The organism is Sedimenticola selenatireducens (genome assembly GCF_963675335.2).
Taxonomy (GTDB): Bacteria; Pseudomonadota; Gammaproteobacteria; order Chromatiales; family Chromatiaceae; genus Sedimenticola; species Sedimenticola selenatireducens.
Map to the genome: position 1 here is coordinate 808846 of NZ_CAXXYC010000004.1, position 14720 is coordinate 823565.

Genomic DNA, 14720 nt, shown 5'->3' on the forward strand with positions numbered 1-14720 from the left:
GTTTTATTTAAAAGGATGGACATGAAAAGAAATCACATTCAAGGCTTCTCGCTGATTGAGTTGATGATCACTCTGGTCGTCGCGGCCATTGTACTCACCCTTGCAGTCCCATCACTCAGCGATGTCGTCACCAGAAACAGGGTTACTGCCGAGATTAACGCGTTGATCGCCACTTTAAATGAGGGGCGATCCGAGGCTATCAAACGGGGACGACCGGTTAGTTTATGCAAGAGTGGCAACGGAACTTCGTGCGGAGGAAACTGGCAGGATGGCTGGCTTTTGTTTGAAGATATCGATAACGATGGCGCGCTGGATGCCGGCGAGACCCCGATAAAAATCTCCAACGGTTTTACCTCCGGCTCTGACACCCTCACCTACACAGCGACCAACACCTACGTGCAGTTCAAGAGCGATGGCTTTGCCTTACAGACCGGCACCTTCAAGTTGTGCGAGAGTGGCGGGGCTGCCAAATATGCACGAGCCGCCTACATCAGCCCGACCGGGCGAGTACGCCTCAGCAGTGATAGCAACGGTAACGGCATCCATGATGACGGCCAAACCACACCCAATGAATTGAGCTGCCCATGAAACAGAATGGTTTTACGTTGGTTGAAATACTGGTCGCGGTGCTGGTGCTCTCCCTTGGTTTGCTTGGGGTAGCGGGAATGCAGGTGATGAGCGTAAAAAACAGCAACAGCGCCTACCAGAGAGCCCAGGCAACCCAGCTCTCCTATGACATTATCGACAGAATGCGGGCAAACCGCGATGAGGCGGAAAAGACCGGTTCGGGTTATGTGGTCGCTTTCGGTGGCTCCTACTCGGCATCGTCTGCCTGTGAGACTGGCAACTGCTCACCCGCCTCCATGGCGACCTACGATATTGCAAACTGGAAAACCACACTTGCAGCCACCCTTCCCGGAGGCGATGGCAGCGTCGCTATCAATACCGCCAGCAAGATGGTCACCATCAACATCCGCTGGGACGACCTCTTGGTAAAACTGGTTTCCGGCGAGCAGATCCAGTCGAGAGAGCCACTGACACTCACTTTCAGGACCGAGCTATGAAGCCGTTACATGCCACACTCCCATCATCCATCAGGGGTCTGACCCTGGTTGAGATCATGATTGCGCTGGTCCTCTCACTGCTCCTCTCTGCCGGCGCCATTCAGATCTACCTCAGTAATAAAACCTCCTACGAGACATCCGAAGCACTCTCCCGCATCCAGGAGAATGGACGCTTTGCCATTGAATTTCTTACCAAGGAGATTCGCATGGCCGGGTTTGTGGGCTGCTCGGTAACCAAGATAGCCAACTCTGTCGATGATACAACGGGCAATTGGAAATACGATTTCAACAACTCAGTTCTGGGGTTTGACGGCGGCAACAGTACTTTCCCCAGCGAAATCGCCAGTAATGTCATCAATGGCTCGGATGCCATCATCATCAGTCGCGGTGACGACACTGATTTCTATATCGACAGCCATGTGGCCAGTTCCGCCACTATCCACCTGACCAGCAATCATGACATCAAACAGGGTGAGATATTGATGATCGCCGACTGCCTCAACAGTCAGGCCGGTATCTTCCAAATGAGCAACGTGAACAACAATAACACCATTGATGTTGTTGATCACAACACCGGCAGCAGCACTTCACCGGGCAACTGCACAAAAATCCTTAAAGGCAATTTTGATTGTTCCGACCTCTCGGGTGCCGTATCTGCCAACTACAACGAGGAATCCAAGCTTCTGCGAATGAAAAATTCCATTTTCTATATTGCTAACGGCAGAAACAACAGCCAGGGCACCGCCATTCCTTCGCTCTACCACACTTACCTTGCCGCAGGTGGAGGCAACGCCGTGGCCTTAACCGAGGAACTGCTCGAAGGCATCGAGAACTTCCAGATTCTCTATGGCATAGATACCGATGCCACCGCCGATGGCGTCGCCAACCGCTACGTCACCGCCAATAACGTCACCGACTGGAACAAGGTAACCAGCGTGCGACTGTTCCTGCTGGCCCGCTCCATTGAGCCGACCGGCGGCGGCGTCAAGCCTTACACCTATATGGGCACTACTTCAACATCCCATACGGACCGCTACGTCCGGCGGCAGTTTACCGCCACCATTCAAGTACGCAACCACGGACTTGACTTATGAACAGAACAAACCGTCATCCAAAACAGTTTGCTGCAAATAAACAGCAGGGGATTGTCCTTGTGATCTGCCTGGTGCTTCTCCTGGTCACGACACTGCTGGGAGTAACCGCAATGAGCACCACTTCGCTGGAAGAGCGCATGACCCAAAATGAGCGGGACCGGCAGACCGCCTTCCAGGCCGCCGAGGCGGCCTTGCGTGAAGGCGAACGCTATGTCTCAACCCAGGCCACCAGCTCGGGGGTATTCGAGAGCAGCTTTACCGACACCTGCACCAATGGCCTCTGCACCCGTCGGGAAGATGACGCCAGTTTTGATAAAACCAAAAGCCCCTGCGATACCGGCGGCATCAGCGACCGCTGGGACATGTGGAGTTGTGCCACATCTCACTCGGGCAATCTTGCTGTATGGACCACCGCCGGCAGACACCGCACCCATGCCAACGCCAGCCTGGTCAGCAGCAAAGGGATAACAGCCGCGCCCAAATATATTATCGAGTTCTTCGGCTATCAGAATGATGGCGCCACTCCCGCCTGCTCACCCTTGGGACTGGGAGTCGATAATTGTGATGAATTGTATCGTGTAACCGCCTTCGCAACCGGCGGAACAGACGATGCCAAAGTGATGCTTCAGTCAGTCTATCAAGTCGAGTTCTGACAGAATCCAAATGCAAGCGAGAGTATATGTCATGAAAATCTCAGACCTTTTTTATGGATCAAAGCGCACAATCCAGGCCATCTGTTTCACTGGCCTGATTGCACCGGCCACCTTGCTTGCTGCCGTATCAGGGACAACATCCGCCGATTTCAGCGGGGTACCCACGGTCTCCAGCCCAAGTTCGCCGCCGCTGGTCATGCTGGCCATGTCAGTAGATCACCAGCTGACGCACAAGGCCTACACCGACTACAGCGACCTGGATGGTGACGGCCAGCTGGATACCGGCTATGCCGATACTTTTGACTACTATGGCTATTTCGACAGTAACCGCTGCTATTCATACGAATCAGCGAACAACCGATTTACCCCAGAGGAAGCGGCATCCGGAGCAAACAGCCACGAATGCTCCGCCGCCAACCGCTGGAGCGGCAACTTCCTCAACTGGTCTACCATGACCCGGATGGATGTGGTGCGCCGGGTCCTCTATGGCGGGCTGCGCTCCCAGGATAATTCACAGACCAACCTGAAGCGTGCCTATATTCCCAAGGACGTGCACGCCTTTGCCAAGGTCTTCGCCCCCGGCAGCACCACGGAGATGCTGAAATACACGCCGTATAGCAAAACCGCCATCACCCTCTGCAACGTTTCCACCAGCACCACATCCGACCCCTACGTCAGGATCGCCGATGGCAGCTTTCCGCGATGGGCCGCGGCGGAGGTCACCCAGTGTCAATGGAACAACGGCAGCTCAACACCAAGCTCCGCGACCAAAAAACTGGACGAACTGGTTGTTCAGGTGCGCGTCTGTAAGGACGCAACCACACTAGAGACCAATTGCAAGCTCTACCCCAACAGCGAATACAAACCCACCGGGCTGCTACAGCGTTATGGCGAGGATGGCATACTCCGGTTTGGCCTGATGACCGGCAGTTATGACAAGAACACCAAGGGTGGCATGCTGCGCAAGAACATCATGCCACTGGCAGGCAACAGCAACGCCAGTGACGACGAGATCGATACCAGCACGGGACGCTTCATCAATCAGGCTACCACTGACACCGGCATCATCAACGCACTGAACCGTATTCAGATCGCCAAATACAACTTCGTCGGTAACAAATACGATGACTGCAATCCCCACAGTATCACCGTTTCCGACTTCAAGTCACAAGCCGTCAGCACCAAGAGATGCAGCGACTGGGGCAACCCCCTGGGCGAAATCTACATGGAGGCACTGCGCTATTTCTCAGGACAGACTACGCCCACCGCCAGTTTTGACGGCACTGATACAACCTATATAGCCGGTCTGAACAAGTCATCCTGGACCGACCCCATGTCTGCGGATGAGTGGTGTGCCAGCTGTGCCATTGTGGCCATATCCACCGGGCTGAACTCTTTTGACCGGGACAACCTCTCCACCGCAGGCATCACCGGATTAGCCAGTATTACCACCGCCACCAATAATGTCGGTAATATCGAGATGGGCGGCTCTTTTGCCGGCAACTATCTGCATGGCGGCAGCGATGGACGCTGCACCTCGAAGTGGGCGAACACTCTCGCTGACATAACCGGCATCTGCCCCGAAGTACCGCAACTGGAAGGGGGCTTTCATATCGCCGGCCTGGCACACCACGCCCACATTACTGATCTGCGCACCGGTACCGGCTACCAGGACACGCAGAAAGTCGACACCTACGCGGTTGCCCTGGCTGAAACACTACCCAGCTTCAGTGTTAAGGTCGGCGGTGCCGGAAAGGAAATCACCTTCCTTCCGTTTTGCGAATCCAATAAAGACGGGGGTACGCCTGCAACGAATGACCCCGACTGGCAAGCCTGCAGTATCACCAACGTGATTGTCGAGAGCCAGTATTTTGATAGCAGCGGCAATCTGGCCTCCGGCAGCCTGCTGATCTCCTGGGAGGACTCCCTCTGGGGCAATGACTACGATCTGGACGGCATGGAGCGGATCGAATTCTGTGTTAAGGGTTATTGTGACGAGATCGGTCAAAGCAATGCGGGAGTGGCGAGTGACGAACTCAGAATCCGCACCCGCGTGGTTCACGCCTATGCCGGAAATGCCCTGCGCTTCGGCTACACTATTACCGGCAGCACAGCCGACGGCGTTTACTACCCGGTCGTGCGTCCGGGCGGACAGAATTTCAGCGCCAGCGACATGGACAATGATAACGCAGGCTCTGAACCAGCGGCCAATATCACTGATTTCACAGTGGGATCTTCTACCGCCACCCTGCTGAACAACCCCCTGTACTACGCGGCAAAATTCGGCAGCTACACCGATCTGGACAATAGTGGAGATCCCACCTACAACAGCAGCACTACTGACACACGCGAATGGGACAATGAAGACACCGACGGCAATCAGACTCCCGACGGCATTCCTGATAATTATTTTCCGGTACGCAATCCATCCAAGCTGGAAGCCCAACTGGGTAAGGTGTTCGGAAAAATTGTCAGCCGGGTTTCCTCCGGCACGGCAGCAGCCGTGGTATCAAACAGCACATCCGGTGAGGGCGCGCTCTATCAGGCGCTCTACTACCCGCAATTTGAAGACAATGACAACAGCGTTAACTGGGTTGGACTGGTTCAAGGTATGTTTGTCGATGACAGAAGTAATCTGCGGGAAGATGCCAATGGCAACGGCTATCTGGATGACTGCAATACAGATCCGGCAATCGACATCTACCTGGACACCAGCACGCTACCGTATTCAACCAAGATCAAACGCTATATCAGCTCGAATTGCATCATCGTAACACCATCAGACGTGAAGCTGGATAACACGCTCACGCTGACACCATATACGACCCATCCGGTAACCGATCTGCGGCCCATCTGGAATGCGCGCGATGAACTGGGCAAGCTAACCAATACCAATGTGGTTGCGCAGCGTACCTACGCCAATTCCGCTTCTACCGGTCGGCATATATTAACCTCGACCAACGGGTCGACCCTGATCAACTTTGATGCAAGCACGTTTGGCTCGACCAATTACACCTATCTCGATGTCATTGATGAGCCTACAGCGGATAATGTAATCAATTATGTGCGTGGCAAGGACGACATCACCGGCTTTCGCACCCGGTCGGTGGATTTCGACTCAAGCACTACCGGCGATGAAGTCTGGCGTCTAGGGGATATTATTCACTCATCACCGGCTGTCATCGGAACCCCAAGCGCCGGCTATGAAACCCTATATAACGACACCAGCTATCTTAACTTCAAGACTCAGTACGTAAACCGGAGAAACCTGGTCATTGTTGGGGCCAACGACGGGATGATCCACGCCTTTAACGGGGGATTCTGGGATGACTCATTAAAGGCGTTCAAAACCACCAATTCCGGAGAAACGGCACACCCGCTTGGAAGTGAATTATGGGGCTATGTGCCCAAGGCTCTTTTACCCCACCTCAAGTGGCTGACAGAGCCTGACTACCCCCATGTCTATTACATGGATGGCCGGCCGCTTATCTTTGATGCAAACATCTTTACCGCCGACGCTGATCATCCTCATGGCTGGGGCACGGTTATGGTTATGGGCATGCGCTTCGGCGGTGGCCCTATAACGGTGGATGTCAACAATGACAGCCCGGGAAACACTACAGATGACGAGACACTGCGCTCCTCCTATGTCGTTCTCGACATCACCAACCCTGAAGTGGCACCGAAATTAATCGCAGAACTCAGTCATCCGAATCTCGGTTACACCACTGGTATGCCAACAGTTATCAAAAAACGTAGCGCTGGTGGTGATCTTGATTGGACGACAAGTGGGGATAATACCAATCAATGGGAATTGGTATTTGGTTCGGGACCAACCAGCCACCTGACCGGCACAAGCACACAGAATGCTCAACTATTCAGATACAATCTGGTGACCAAATCCTTTGTCGCCGGCTTTGCACCGGCAGACCTGGGTGAAGCAAACAGCTTTGTCGGCAGTGCCACCAGCACCGACTGGGATAGCGATTTTATTGACGACATTGTCTATTTCGGCATTGCTGGAGGCACAGAGGCGATGCCGGATGGGAAATTGAAGCGCTTAAGAGTTTCCGATGGAGCGTTGTCTACACTGCTGGCTACCTCACAGCCCTTTACATCCAAACCGGCCACTAAAATCGATACCACCGGCAAAAAATGGATTACTGCTGGCACTGGAAGATTCTTTGCGACCACAGACAGTGATAATGTGCAGACCAGTTATCAACAAAGCATGTATGGAGTAAAAGAACCTGTTGATGGCAGTGGAAACCTGACCTATGCAACCGTTTCAGCCGCGACACTGGTGGACACCACCAATTTACAGGTATTTACGGATGGCAGCCTGCTGCCAACCACATTTACAATTGGCGGAAACCCAGTCACAACCTACGACCAATTGGTAGCCGCCATGGCAACACAACCCGGCTGGAAAAATGACTTTCCAACCACATCAAATACCGAACCCAATACGCGCAATGTTACCAATCCAGTCATAACGGGTGACTTGTTGATATTCACTGACTACACTCCTGGAGAAAAAAATCTCTGTGACGCGGGGTCCAGCCGACTGAATGTCACCAACTATGCAACTGGCACTGCCATTCCGTATGGGCCCATTGGTACAGATTCATCGGTCACCAACGGCACGGCTGAACTGGCAAGCTCTACAGTTGATCTTGGAGTCGGACTTGCGTCTGATCCCGTTATCCATAAGGGCTCCGGCGGAGGTACAACGGGCGGCAGTGTCATAACGGTATTTACCCAGGGTAGTGCCGGTGACGTCACCCGTTCAAGAGTGTTCATACCTGGATTGGCTGACGCCAAACGTCGCTCCTGGCGCCAGATTGATTTCGCGAACTAAGGATAATCAGCCTGTAAAGCTGAAACCCATGAGAGGAGTTCAAATACAAATGCCACTAAACAAGGACAATATGACCATTAGGCGATCTCATGGTTTTACGCTGATCGAATTGATGATCGTGGTTGCGGTTATCGGCATTCTGGCCGCAGTTGCTTATCCGTCTTATCGCGACCAAATCATAAAAACCAATCGAACTGATGGGAAAAGCGCACTGTCGCAGGCAGCAACGCTGCAGGAACGCTGGTTTACCGAGAACAACAGCTATACAAGTGACATGACCAAGCTCGGCGGGACCACATCCCAAGAGGGACACTACACCATCTCCGTCGCAATAGGTGATATCAACGGCACAACTTGCGATTCATCGGCACATACCAAAGATAACTGTTTTGAATTGACGGCAACACCTGCAGGAGCTCAGGCCGCCGATGGGTGCGCGAACCTTGAGTTGGATAGTTTTGGACGTAAAACCGTCTCCGGCACCGACAACAGGTGCTGGTAATCGCCAGAACCATATTGAGCTGTCAGCACAGTCACTTGCAGAAATTGGACTAAATTTTACCAAACTGATTATAATCGTCCCATGAACCAAACCGACCCACAGAACAGCGAACATCGGAAAAAGATCGTGCAGCTGCTGCGCAGTCACGGTATCAGTCCGACGGTACAGCGGGTGAAGATCGCCTCCACCATGCTGCTGCGTCCGCAACATCTATCGGCGGACCAGGTACTCACCCTGACCAATCAGACGGGCCGACCGGTTTCCAAAGCCACGGTCTATAACTCATTGGGGCTGTTCGCTCGCAAGGGGTTGATTCGGGAACTGTTCGTGGACCCGGAACGGGCCTTTTATGACTCCAGCACCCATCCGCACCACCACTTCTACAATGCGGTGACCCAGGAGATCTGTGATATCGATGAAAGCGCCATCCAGATCAATCTGAATGCCACGCCTCCACCGGATACCGAGATAAGCGGGATTGAGCTGGTGGTGCATATCCGTCCCCGGAAATAGCGCTGAAACCGCCTATTTTCCAGCTACTTACCCGGCCAGTAACGGTTGTACCCGGCGCAACATTTCTTTATACTCCCGTTCCCTTTTGCGTTCACAACCCGATTGCGGTGAAGACAGAAAAGGGTTCCCCATAAGCCACCCTAGCTCAGTTGGTAGAGCGCGTCACTCGTAATGATGAGGTCGCCGGTTCGATTCCGGCGGGTGGCTCCATTTCCCCCTACGCACCCTGGTCACTCCACCCTAAAACCCCTCAATATCCATGGAACTAAAGATTCCCGAAACACCGCCGTTAATCTGTTGCATATAAAAGAGATCCGACACTAAAGCCGGACCGGATAAAGGAATCACAACGATTCTCCATGGGAGGTAGCCGCGTGTTCAATACAATGAAAATCCGTCACAAGGTCTGGGTTGGCTTCACCGTGCTGCTGGCCATTATTGCCGCCATCTCCGTCCAGACCCTTAACAGCCTGGACAATGTGGAAAATTCGGTCGTTGAGATGGTGCAGATTCGACAACCCACTGCCCTGCTCTCCAAGGAACTCTCCGCCAGCGTCCACCAGACCGCCAGCGCACTGGGCTTCTTCCTGTCGACCAAGGAGGAGAGCCACCGAGAAGGATTTTTGAAAGGGCTCAAGGACTCGGAAACCCTGGTGAATCAGCTGAGAGGGCTCAAGGCAGTCACCTCTGACAGCCAGTCCGCGGCGCTGGTGGAAGGTCTTGCAAAAGATCTGGAACAGTTCCGCGCCCTCGGCGATCGACTGCTTGATACCGCTACCAGCTATGAAAAGAACTTCCCCGGCATCGCCTTTGCCAACTCCGATCTCAACCCTATGAGTCGGATCATGGTCCAACTGACCTCCCAGATGATCGCCTCGGAGCAGGAAGAGGAAGCGACCCCTGAACGGCGTTCACTGCTAACCCTGTTCGCCGATCTGCGTTACGCCTGGAGCAATGTCATGAGCAGCATCCGCGGCTATCTGGCATTTCGTTCAGAGGCGGTTATCAACGATCTCAATCTCTATCTGGAGCGCACGGAACAACTGCTCGGCCGGTTATCGGAATACGAGGATGAACTAACCCTGGACCAGACCGATTCACTGCAGCAGTTCCAGAACCAATTGGCCACCTACAAGGCCAATATTGACAAGATGATGCAGATCCATGGTGGTGACCAATGGCGTACCGATGCCTGGCTGGTCCGCAGTGAGGCGACCCCGCTTTTCAATGAGATCGACAACAAGCTGACCGCCCTGGAGTCACTGCAGTCCGATGCCATCATCCGGACCAACACCACATTGATTGATGAAACCACCCAAACCACTCTGACCGTCTCGACCCTGATGGTCATCGGTCTGCTTATCGGCCTGTTCATGGCCTGGCTGATTGGCCGGGCCATCTGCAAGCCGCTCAGCGAAGTGGTCAATGCCCTGGATGATATCGCCCATGGTGAGGGTGACCTGACCCGCCGCCTGGAGTGCCGTACCCAGGATGAAATCGGCCACCTGGCGCAGGCGTTCAACACCTTCATCATCAAAATCCAGGCACTGGTGCAGCACACCGCCAATGCCACCGGGGAGGTCATAAGCGCGGTGGCCGAAACCACTGAAAGCACCCGCAACATCAGCCGCATGGTGCTGGCGCAGGAGCAGGAGACCCAGCAGGTGGCGACCGCCATTCACCAGATGTCCGCAACCATCAGCGAAGTGGCCAGCAATGCCGCCAGCGCCTCGCAGGCGACCCGTTCGGCCACCGAAGAGGCAGCAACCGGACACAAGACGATGGAACAGACCGCCCACTCAATCCAGGCCCTGCATCGTGAAATCACCAATGCGGCAAGCATCATCGGCCAGGTGGAGAAAAACAGCGAGGGCATAGGCAGTGTACTGGACGTCATCAAGGGCATTGCCGAACAGACCAATCTGCTGGCATTGAACGCGGCCATTGAGGCCGCCCGGGCGGGTGAACAGGGCCGGGGATTTGCCGTAGTGGCGGATGAGGTGCGTAATCTGGCGACTCGCACCCAGGAGTCCGCCGGCGAGATCGAGGAGATGATCCGTAACCTGCAGCACAACACGCACCAGGCGGTAAAAGCGATGGAGAACGGCTGCACCACGGCGGAAGAGAACGTACAGCAAGCCAACAGCGCCCGCACATCTCTGGAAGCGATCAATGCCGCCATTGAGACCATCAATGCCATGAACCGGCAGATCGCCCTGGCTTCTGAGCAGCAGAGCAGCGTCTCCGAAGAGATCAACCGGTCGATCATCTCGATCAGCCAGGAGAGCAAGAGCGCCGCCACGCTTTCCCAGCAATCGATGAACACCACCACTCACCTGGGGCAACTTGCGGCAGAACTGCAACAGGTGGTTCAGCAGTTCAAAATCACATCCGATGAGTGTGCGAACCCGCCTGTCACCGGGGAATCCAACCAGATCACCGAAGCGCTGGACAGGCAGGAAGAGCAGGCCGCCTGACAACCGTTATCGATAATTCGATATTGCAAAGCCTGCAATCGGGCTTTGCCAGGCACAAAGGGTAGCCTGGTTGGAGTGCAGCGGAATCCGGGACGAGCCCACCAACCCGACCCCGGATTCCGCCATGATGGGTGCGAGGATGGTTTCTGCAGGGGAAGATGGCGGCTGCATTCAGCCTGCGTCTGATTGCCTGGAAAATCGCCAAAGAGCCCTGGGACTTGCCTGTACAGGCAAAGCCTGCAAAGATGCTCAACCTCGCACCGCAGACCCACAGAAGCAACATGACCACACTGTTCGTTAACCGCTTGACGGCGATAGACTTCTCTTACCTAGATCCCGCTGCAGGCCTGTTGGGCGAAAGCTGGCTGGTGGATATCGAACTGGACGGCTCACTCGATCATCAGGGCATGGTGCTTGATTTCAGCGAGGTAAAAAAACAGGTCAAGCGCTGTATAGACCAGGAGTTCGACCACCGTTTGCTGGTCCCGGCGCGCTATGCGCATTGCCGGGTCCAGCAGCAGGAGCACCGTTGCGACATCCGCTTTCAACTGACATCAGGGGAGACCCTGGTACACAGCGGCCCAAATAGCGCGGTGACCTTAATCCAGGCGGAAAACATCACTGAAGAGAGTCTGATCAAGGCTATTATCGACCGGCTTCAACCACTTCTGCCGGACAATATCCAGGGATTACGCCTGCGGCTCTACGCCGAATCGATAACCGGCGCCTGGTACCGTTACAGCCACGGATTGAAGCATCATGCGGGAAACTGCCAGCGCATCGCTCACGGACACCGCTCCCGCATAATTATTTATCGCAATGGCGTGCGGGACCAACAGCTGGAAGCGAATTGGGCAAACCGCTGGCGGGATATCTATATCGGAACCAGCAGCGACCTGCAGGACTCAGTCCAGCAGGATAATCAGCTGTTCTACCACTTCGGCTATACCGCCAATCAAGGGCTATTCAAACTGGAAATCCCAAGTCACCGCTGCTATCTGGTTGACAGCGACACAACGGTGGAGAACCTGGCCCAGCATATCGCCGATACGCTGAAGCGAGAGCATCCGGATGAGGCATTTCGGGTCGAGGCGTTTGAAGGCGTGGACAAAGGGGCCGTCGGGCATAGCTGATCCGGAATATCCTCAAGAGGTAAGGGGGTCAAGGATCACTGAGAATGAAGGCACACTACGCCTCACCTGTATGGATGTAGGTGAGGGAGCGTTAGTGCTTTGTCGGGTTACGCCTTCGGCTAACACGACCTACCGCTCAACCCGAAATGTGTCATCGGGTAGGAGCGGCGCCCTCGCCGCGAATTCCGCCCGGGGCAGGCATCCTACGAGAGTAGGTCTTGTCGGTTAACTCTCCTCAGCGATCAAATTCCAGTCGCCGACCCAGCACGGCATCGTTGACCCGGCCATTACGGTAGGCCATCTGTCCATTGACGAAGGTGGCGACAATCCTTGAGCGCAACCGCTCGCCTTCCATCGGCGACCAGCCGCACTTGTAGAGCACATCCCGGCGCTCCACACGGGTGGGGTTGTTCAGATCCACCAGCGCCAGATCCGCCCAGTAGCCTTCGCGCAGATAGCCGCGCTGACTGACATTGAACAGGCGTGCCGGGGCATGGCTGGTCTTCTCCACCAGCTGTTCCAGGCTGATCAGACGATCATGATAGAGCTCAAACATCATCGGCAGGGCCCACTGCACCAAAGGCAGCCCGGCGGGCGCCTTGAAGTAGCTGTTGAGTTTTTCATCCAGGGTATGAGGCGCGTGGTCGGTCGCTACCACATCAATCCGCCCCTCCACCAGCGCCTTGCGCAGCGCGTCCCGATCGGACTTGCTCTTCACCGCCGGATTGCACTTGATAAAGCTCCCCTTGCGCGCATAGTCCCGGTCATCAAAATAGAGATGGTGCACACAGGCCTCGGCGGTGATCCGCTTGGCGTCTGGCGGTCCGGGCTCAAACAGCTCCATCTCCCGCGCCGTGGTCAGGTGCAGCACATGCAGCCGGGTATCATGTTTTTTCGCCAGCGCCACCGCCATGGAGGACGAGAGGTAGCAGGCCTCGGCACTGCGGATCTCCGGATGGCACTCCATCGGCACATCCTCACCATACTTTTCGCGATAAGTCTCCTCCATCTGCTGGATGGTCGGCGTATCTTCACAATGGGTGGCAACCAGCAGTGGCGCATCTCTGAAGATCGCCTCCAGCGCCTCCTCCCTGTTGACCAGCATGTTACCGGTCGAGGCCCCCATGAAGACCTTGATCCCGCACGCCTGCTTCGGGTCCAGGGCCACGATCTCATCCAGGTTATCGTTGGTGGCGCCCAGGTAGAAGGCATAGTTGGCCAGAGACCGGTCGGCCGCCAGAACATATTTCTCCTCCAGCGCCCGACGGGTAGTGGTCTGCGGATTGGTGTTGGGCATATCCATGAAACTGGTAATACCACCCGCCACCGCCGCCCGGGATTCGCTCCGCATGTCCCCCTTATGGGTGGCTCCCGGCTCGCGAAAATGCACCTGATCATCAATCATTCCGGGAATCAGGGTATGGCCCTCGGCATCCAGGACCCGTGCCTGCTCCGGTACGGCGATCTCCGGCGATATTTGCTCAATCCGTCCGTTGCGGATCAGCAGGTCGCCCTGCAGAATCCGCCCGTCATTCACCATGGATGCATTTTTAATCAGGATTTGCTCGGCCATTGATTACTCGATTCAATAGTTAAAAAGGGAAACAGGAACTACGCCGGGCCCGGGCAGGACCGGGGCTAATCATACTCCCGGTCTTTCCAGCGCCGGATTGCGGTAAACACCTCTGCACCATCGGTCAGGACGTGCCCCATATAGCGCTCAGCCGCCACGCGCACCTCCGGCACAGCCACGCGCAGGAACGGATTGGTCGCCAGCTCGGTGCCCAGCTTCGAGGGGACCGTGTTATCCCCCTGTGCGAGCAGTGCCTGGACCTCCTGCTCGCGCTTCAGGATTGCCGCACTTTCCGGCTCCACCCACTTGGCAAATCCCAGATTGGCCAGGGTATATTCATGGGCACAGTAGACCAGGGTATCCGCCGGCAACCCGGCGATTCGTTGCAGCGATGCATGCATCTGCGCATGGGTACCACCAAAGATCCCCCCGCAGCCGGCAGAAAACAGGGTATCACCACAGAATAGCAGGCCCTCTCCATAATAAGCGATATGGCCCTCGGTATGGCCCGGTACCTCCATCACGCTAAAATCAGCCTCCAGCCCCGGGATCTGCGGGTGCTCCCCCTCCTTCAGCCGGACCTTGATACCGCGTATGGATTCGTTTGCCGGCCCCAGAACGGCGACCCCGGGAAAGGCAAACTGCAGATCCATCACCCCACCGGTGTGATCGATATGTTTGTGGGTGATCAGGATCGCGCTCAAGCGCAACCCACGCGCCTCAAGCCAGGCCAGCACCGGAGCACTCTCGCCCGGATCGACCGCCACAGCCGTCTCACTGCCTGGATTGTGCAGCATCCAGATAAAGTTATCTTTAAATGCCTTGACTGGTGTAACTTCCAACATAGCCT

Annotated in this window: 12 protein-coding genes and 1 tRNA gene; 10 read left to right on the top strand and 3 right to left on the bottom strand. The window is 55.3% G+C overall.

Annotation, left to right across the window (positions count from 1 at the left end; all coding sequences use genetic code 11):
* The first annotated feature begins 21 nt into the window (after positions 1–21).
* Genes ACHZBF_RS14915 through ACHZBF_RS14930 form a run of 4 tightly spaced genes read left to right on the top strand, consistent with a single transcriptional unit; the run spans position 22 to position 2811 of the window.
* Complete coding sequence (locus ACHZBF_RS14915) at positions 22–588, top strand: GspH/FimT family pseudopilin (RefSeq protein ID WP_321528891.1); 567 nt, start codon at positions 22–24, stop codon at positions 586–588.
* Complete coding sequence (pilV, locus tag ACHZBF_RS14920) at positions 585–1064, top strand: type IV pilus modification protein PilV (protein ID WP_321528892.1); 480 nt, start codon at positions 585–587, stop codon at positions 1062–1064. The genes ACHZBF_RS14915 and pilV overlap by 4 nt, the downstream gene beginning before the upstream one ends.
* Positions 1061–2158, top strand: coding sequence for a PilW family protein (locus ACHZBF_RS14925; RefSeq protein WP_321528893.1), 1098 nt, complete (start codon positions 1061–1063; stop codon positions 2156–2158). Before pilV ends, ACHZBF_RS14925 begins: the two co-directional genes overlap by 4 nt.
* Positions 2155–2811 (top strand): pilus assembly PilX family protein, encoded by a 657-nt coding sequence (locus tag ACHZBF_RS14930; protein ID WP_321528894.1) that lies wholly within the window; start codon positions 2155–2157, stop codon positions 2809–2811. The genes ACHZBF_RS14925 and ACHZBF_RS14930 overlap by 4 nt, the downstream gene beginning before the upstream one ends.
* Positions 2812–2862: 51 nt before the next feature.
* Here the strand turns inward: ACHZBF_RS14930 and ACHZBF_RS14935 are convergent, their stop codons facing one another.
* A complete protein-coding gene (locus ACHZBF_RS14935) occupies positions 2863–3018 on the bottom strand; it encodes a hypothetical protein (protein WP_321528895.1) in 156 nt (51 codons plus the stop codon).
* Between ACHZBF_RS14935 and ACHZBF_RS14940 the strand changes: the two genes are divergently transcribed.
* The 6 genes from ACHZBF_RS14940 to ACHZBF_RS14965 all read left to right on the top strand — a co-directional run bounded on the left by ACHZBF_RS14940 (position 3017) and on the right by ACHZBF_RS14965 (position 12297).
* A complete protein-coding gene (locus ACHZBF_RS14940; protein WP_321528896.1) occupies positions 3017–7672 on the top strand; it encodes a pilus assembly protein in 4656 nt (1551 codons plus the stop codon). The genes ACHZBF_RS14935 and ACHZBF_RS14940 overlap by 2 nt on opposite strands.
* Positions 7673–7721: 49 nt before the next feature.
* A complete protein-coding gene (locus tag ACHZBF_RS14945; protein ID WP_321528897.1) occupies positions 7722–8174 on the top strand; it encodes a type IV pilin protein in 453 nt (150 codons plus the stop codon).
* Positions 8175–8255: 81 nt separating this feature from the next.
* The gene (locus ACHZBF_RS14950; RefSeq protein WP_321528898.1) at positions 8256–8687 is read left to right on the top strand and encodes a Fur family transcriptional regulator; all 432 of its coding nucleotides are present in this window, start codon (positions 8256–8258) and stop codon (positions 8685–8687) included.
* 134 nt (positions 8688–8821) lie between these two features.
* A tRNA-Thr gene (locus ACHZBF_RS14955) sits at positions 8822–8897 on the top strand.
* Positions 8898–9061: 164 nt separating this feature from the next.
* Positions 9062–11164, top strand: coding sequence for a HAMP domain-containing methyl-accepting chemotaxis protein (locus tag ACHZBF_RS14960; RefSeq protein WP_321528899.1), 2103 nt, complete (start codon positions 9062–9064; stop codon positions 11162–11164).
* 158 nt (positions 11165–11322) lie between these two features.
* Positions 11323–12297 (top strand): 6-pyruvoyl trahydropterin synthase family protein, encoded by a 975-nt coding sequence (locus tag ACHZBF_RS14965; RefSeq protein WP_321528900.1) that lies wholly within the window; start codon positions 11323–11325, stop codon positions 12295–12297.
* 235 nt (positions 12298–12532) lie between these two features.
* Here the strand turns inward: ACHZBF_RS14965 and ACHZBF_RS14970 are convergent, their stop codons facing one another.
* Both ACHZBF_RS14970 and gloB read right to left on the bottom strand, forming a co-directional pair.
* A complete protein-coding gene (locus ACHZBF_RS14970) occupies positions 12533–13870 on the bottom strand; it encodes a dihydroorotase (protein WP_321528901.1) in 1338 nt (445 codons plus the stop codon).
* 65 nt (positions 13871–13935) lie between these two features.
* Complete coding sequence (gene gloB, locus ACHZBF_RS14975; protein ID WP_321528902.1) at positions 13936–14715, bottom strand: hydroxyacylglutathione hydrolase; 780 nt, start codon at positions 14713–14715, stop codon at positions 13936–13938.
* Between the last annotated feature and the right edge of the window lie 5 nt (positions 14716–14720).

Coding starts and splice junctions, on each gene's coding strand:
- ACHZBF_RS14915 (WP_321528891.1), top strand. CDS start 22: ATGAAAAGAAATCACATTCAAGGCTTCTCGCTGATTGAGTTGATGATC.
- pilV (WP_321528892.1), top strand. CDS start 585: ATGAAACAGAATGGTTTTACGTTGGTTGAAATACTGGTCGCGGTGCTG.
- ACHZBF_RS14925 (WP_321528893.1), top strand. CDS start 1,061: ATGAAGCCGTTACATGCCACACTCCCATCATCCATCAGGGGTCTGACC.
- ACHZBF_RS14930 (WP_321528894.1), top strand. CDS start 2,155: ATGAACAGAACAAACCGTCATCCAAAACAGTTTGCTGCAAATAAACAG.
- ACHZBF_RS14940 (WP_321528896.1), top strand. CDS start 3,017: ATGTCAGTAGATCACCAGCTGACGCACAAGGCCTACACCGACTACAGC.
- ACHZBF_RS14935 (WP_321528895.1), bottom strand. CDS start 3,018: ATGGCCAGCATGACCAGCGGCGGCGAACTTGGGCTGGAGACCGTGGGT.
- ACHZBF_RS14945 (WP_321528897.1), top strand. CDS start 7,722: ATGCCACTAAACAAGGACAATATGACCATTAGGCGATCTCATGGTTTT.
- ACHZBF_RS14950 (WP_321528898.1), top strand. CDS start 8,256: ATGAACCAAACCGACCCACAGAACAGCGAACATCGGAAAAAGATCGTG.
- ACHZBF_RS14965 (WP_321528900.1), top strand. CDS start 11,323: ATGGCGGCTGCATTCAGCCTGCGTCTGATTGCCTGGAAAATCGCCAAA.
- ACHZBF_RS14970 (WP_321528901.1), bottom strand. CDS start 13,870: ATGGCCGAGCAAATCCTGATTAAAAATGCATCCATGGTGAATGACGGG.
- gloB (WP_321528902.1), bottom strand. CDS start 14,715: ATGTTGGAAGTTACACCAGTCAAGGCATTTAAAGATAACTTTATCTGG.